The 4,753-nt window shown below is 33.6% G+C and carries 4 protein-coding genes; all 4 read right to left on the reverse strand.

Annotation, left to right across the window (positions count from 1 at the left end):
* Window positions 1-24 precede the first annotated feature (24 nt).
* The gene (locus tag F6K54_RS40555; protein ID WP_293073949.1) at window positions 25-123 is read right to left on the reverse strand and encodes a helix-turn-helix domain-containing protein; all 99 of its coding nucleotides are present in this window, start codon (window positions 121-123) and stop codon (window positions 25-27) included.
* Window positions 124-592: 469 nt separating this feature from the next.
* A complete protein-coding gene (locus F6K54_RS40560; RefSeq protein ID WP_293090089.1) occupies window positions 593-1,333 on the reverse strand; it encodes a sulfite exporter TauE/SafE family protein in 741 nt (246 codons plus the stop codon).
* A 1,042-nt stretch (window positions 1,334-2,375) separates the two neighbouring features.
* Window positions 2,376-2,846, reverse strand: coding sequence for a cupin domain-containing protein (locus F6K54_RS40565; RefSeq protein ID WP_293090091.1), 471 nt, complete (start codon window positions 2,844-2,846; stop codon window positions 2,376-2,378).
* 649 nt (window positions 2,847-3,495) lie between these two features.
* A partial coding sequence (locus tag F6K54_RS40570) for a mechanosensitive ion channel family protein (protein WP_293090093.1) occupies window positions 3,496-4,753 on the reverse strand: 1,258 nt, incomplete at its 5' end.

A 4,753-nucleotide genomic window follows, 5' to 3' on the forward strand; every position in this document is an offset into this window, starting at 1 on the left:
AGGCTATCATTCCAAACAACACGTTCACGAAGTGTTGCGCCAGCAAACACAACCAAATAGCTTTGCTAATCGATGCTTTTGTCCCGGTGTTGGATATATACGATACTTAAATCTAGCTTTCATAATCCGATATTTAAACTAACAGTATTGTAACATATTCATTGAAATACTTAACAACTAAAAAGTCGCCCGCTTATGGGCGAGGCTTGAGACCCAATTTTTCGGTCAGCAATCAGCAATCAGTTATTAACTTATTATCTTAGAAGAAGAATTCAAAATTATATTTATGCAGCATTCCGCAGGAAAGAAAAAGGTAACAAGGTAACCTTAGTAAGTCCTTTACCTTCAAAAGCTGTTTGCTTCGCGGTGACAAACGGAAATGCTAATAGCTGAGTGCTTACAAAAATATTGGCTAAATTTTTTTAGCATTATATCAAATCCGTTTTATTAGACATAAAAAAAATCTCCAATCGTCATAACTATGCTCATCTTTGTAATTTTCTCTCCTTCTGACTCCTGAATCCTGAATCCTGACTCCTCCTGACTTAACCATTCTATAACTGTTTAACCGGATTTGATATTACTGCCAAATCTACCACAATATTAATATATTCCTTTGTTCCCAAAGAATAAAGACACCACTAAAAAGCACAAAAATAATTACTAGCTGACGGAACAATTGCGGACTAATTTTTTCTAATACTAAATTACCCAACCAATTACCTGGAAAAGCAGCTATTCCTATGAGTATCCCATATCCAAACAAAGGCAAAGTTAAAGTACCAAAAATGGTGTAGGCGATCGCCTTAACAATATGAACTACCATCCGGTTCACTGCTTGAGTACCCAATAGTTCCTCTTTTTCCAAACCAAAATTAAGGTAAAAAGGTGCAAGTATTGGTCCCATGCTACCAATAATGCCGGACAAAAAGGAATAAATAAAACCTGCTGGTAAAAAATACCAAGCACGAACAGTAAAAGATTGCTCTTGATTCTTAATAATTAAATTTATCCCAGAAATAACTAGAAATAATCCTACTAAAAAACTCAGCCATCCTACAGAAATTTGGGTCAACATAAAAGCCCCCAAACAAGCACCAACAATAGCACCAGGTAGTTCCCAAAAAATTACTGTCCAGCTAATTTTTTGCCGATAAGTAAAAGCACGTTCAGCATTACCAATAATTGCTCCAGTTGTAATAATTGGTGGAATGGCTAAAGCTCCTAAAAAAAAACCAATGAATGGCATTAAGAGAAATGAACTACCGCCACCTGCTAGGGTACTGACAAACCACCCAAAAATACTTGCTAATGTTAGCCACAAATAGGTCATATTCTTTGAAAATTTATAATGTTTTACTACTAATTATCAGGAAAGGCAGAGGGCAGGAGGCAGAAGGCAGAAGGGAATTCTAACCCCAGCTCACGCTGCCTGTTACCGAAAAGAACAAGGGTATAAAATCCTAACCAATTTTTCCTTTTGCCTTCTGCTCTAAGCATAACTGCCTTCGTTTATTTCTGCTTTATTTTTTGATTTGTAAATTTGACTATTCTACCAATATTAAAGCAACATTGAAGAAGGGTTTTTAATAATATTGTAGAAGCCCAAAATAAATTTAAGGAATGATAATAGGATGACTGTTTAATTAATTAGTTATAGAACTCTGTTTTACTCGCGCGTAACACGCACTACATATAGCGAAGGGAAACTAAAAATAATCCCTTCCCTTCTGCCTTTATAAATATTCAACTACACATAATAGTAGGGAAATTTTACCGAAGTAAAAAAAAATTTAAGGATTTGAAAATTTCTTAATATTCCGATAAAGTTTGATTTTAATATTCTAAACTTGACTCCTAAAATACTATCAATTAATTTGCAATTTTATCATTCATATCTAAGATTTTTGCGGAACTATTTCCACACTTTAAAAGTCCTAGATCGCTGATCGACTAAAATTTATATTATGGAGAGAGTCCTCTTTCCAAATTCTCTGAATATTAGGAATCTTGTTTAAGTTGCTGGTAAAAATATATTTTAATTTATGGAATATCAGTTCTAGGAATAGGAATCTTTTTATATATCCTTAAATTTTTTACCCAATAATATCATGTCTGCACTTTATAGTTTGTGTAAACCCAAGGGTGAATACCTACAAAAAATTTAAGTTTTTTCGGACTTTTAAGTCTTCTGTTCTAGATAACTAAAGCCTTCTTCCTTCTTCCCTCTTCCTTCTTCCTTCTTCCTTCTTCCTTCTAATATCAATAATCTTCTCCAGAACCCACTAATAAAAATTTAGTAGTTTCCAGAGAAGGAATTACTAACAAAACTCATTGATTCAAAACTTAATTAACATTGCTACTTAAGAAAGTGGCTATTCATAATATAACCCTTCTATGGGCACACCATCTTCATGCTTGTTTTCCTTTGATTTTCCTGGTAATGACTTACCATCAATACCAATACGATTAACTGGAATTTTTTCCTTTTCTGCACCTACTCTCATCATAACTAGAGGTTCATCTCCACAACTTTGAAACTTGTAAAAACCACCTCTAGGAATTAATATACCTTGGTTTCTGGTGAAAACTCCAACTTCACCATCTTTGCCAAAAAACCTAGCTTTTCCAGCTAAAATTACAAAAGTATGATCCTCTCCCGGATGAGAGTGTAGAACATTTTCTCCCCCTTGAGCATAACATTTAATTCTCACGCTCATTAAATCAGTTTTGGCGAGGGTATAGTCACTCCTTCCTTTGCTCAAAAGTTGAGTTTTGAGTTGAAAAGTTTGAAGTTCTGGACTTTGATTAGAAATTTTTTCTGTCAATTCTTGATTAGCAACCATCGCAGGTATTTTTTTTACAGAAAACACTAAATATAAACATAAATATATTACCCTAATTTTCTAATAATATTCACTATAGAAATATTAATTTTTATGATGAATTTGACAGTTGAAAGCCCCGTCCTTTAGCATAACAGAGGACTACTTTATTATGGGCAGGATTTAGATGTTAATTTAGTATCTTGTTATACTGACAAAAACGTAAATAAAACAGATAATTAAAAGTTTATTAGAAAGTCTCAAAAGTGGTTAATAAAGACTGCAAAGAAGACTCTCTAAAAGTAAGCATTCAGCTATTAGCTGTTAGCTCTCAGATATTATAAGAGGGTTTTAATGAATATAGGCTTTAAAGTCAGCTTTGATAGTAAGTATAAATTCTGACTCAATTAGTAAAGCTTTTATCTAAAACTAAAAGCAATAGCTGACGGCTGTTTGCGCAGCATTCCGGAGGAAATGCTTAGGCTAGATAGAGATGAAAAGGGTGCATCTCAATATTTGCAAACAATACTTTTTTCCTATATATTCCCTGTTCCCTGTTCCCTAAAAGCGATAAATTTTTGGCTTTATTCACGCATTGAGATGCACCCGATGAAAAGGATTTTCTCAAGAAGGAGCAAATCCCTACATGATTTGTTTGCCATTGGGCGCTTCACCTGTAAAAATAAGCCTGCCTTAGTCGCCTAACAATTTCTCCATGAACTTCACTGCGGATGCGGTTACCACGCTGGCATTGTTCCAATTTCACATTATCAATAAAAAACTTGACCGCCAAATCTATAGTCCCTTCTCCAGTCTTTCCTATTGTCACATTGTTCATCCAAATTTTGGGGTGTTGCCAAGCAGCATAAATTTGAAATCTATCCTCCATCCATTTCCATAACTCCTCACCATAGTCATCTAACTTAGTTTCCAAGAAACTATTATTAGCATTAACAATTTGCTGTAAGAATTTCTCCATTCTCATCTTTAAAAAAGCAATTTTTCTTTCCAACTCAACTCTTAAAACTTGATTATCTTCCTCAATTATATCTGGATCTTCCTGCCAATTTTCGTACCAACTTATTAGCAAATTAATCAGAGTATCTTCATCCATATTTTCTGATTCTTTCAAAGATAACAACTTTTTACCTCTTGTTTTTTCTGAAATTATTTCAAAGCCTATTGTTCTAAGTATTTCCAAATAATAACCTTGAATTTGTCTGATTTCTCCTCCATCAAGTCCTTCCATTTCTAGAAACTTAATTTTGCTAATCAAATCTTTCATTGCTTGTTTGATTTCTGCGAGCTTAATTTTTAATTTTTGCTCTGCTATGAGACGCTTATGACCAAATTCTTTCTTTGATAAAAGATTATCCTGTGTCTCTAACAATTGATCTTTTACCCTGTAAAAATTTTCTATAGCCACCAACTTTTTATCTAAGTCTCCTAAAGTATCTGGATGACTCAACACAACTTCTTCAATAATTTTAATAGCTTGATTTGGGTCGCAGTCACCTCTGATTGGTACAATAATTGTATAGTAATAATTTGGATTAGGACGACTAAAATTAATCAGTTTTTCACTTTCTAAAGCTGCGTTAGGAAGAAATAGGTCGCAATGACTTTCAATCAAATATAAAGTTGTCAACCTAATTCCCACAGATTTAATTACAGCCGTCGAGCCATCCTTTAAAGCAACAACATCACCAAATTGAAATGGCGTATCTATCAATAATACCAAACCACTAAAAAAGTTAGATAAAATATCTTTTAGTGCAAAACTGAGTACAAATGTTACACCACCAAATCCTACCCATAACCCAGTTAAATCTATTCCTAATGTTTGTAGAAATAAAAAGCCTCCTATCAAGAATATAATGATTGGCAGAGTCTTCTTAATGATAGGAACTAATACATCATCCCACTCT

Source organism: Okeania sp. SIO3B5, assembly GCF_010692555.1.
In the GTDB taxonomy this organism is placed as follows: domain Bacteria; phylum Cyanobacteriota; class Cyanobacteriia; order Cyanobacteriales; family Microcoleaceae; genus Okeania.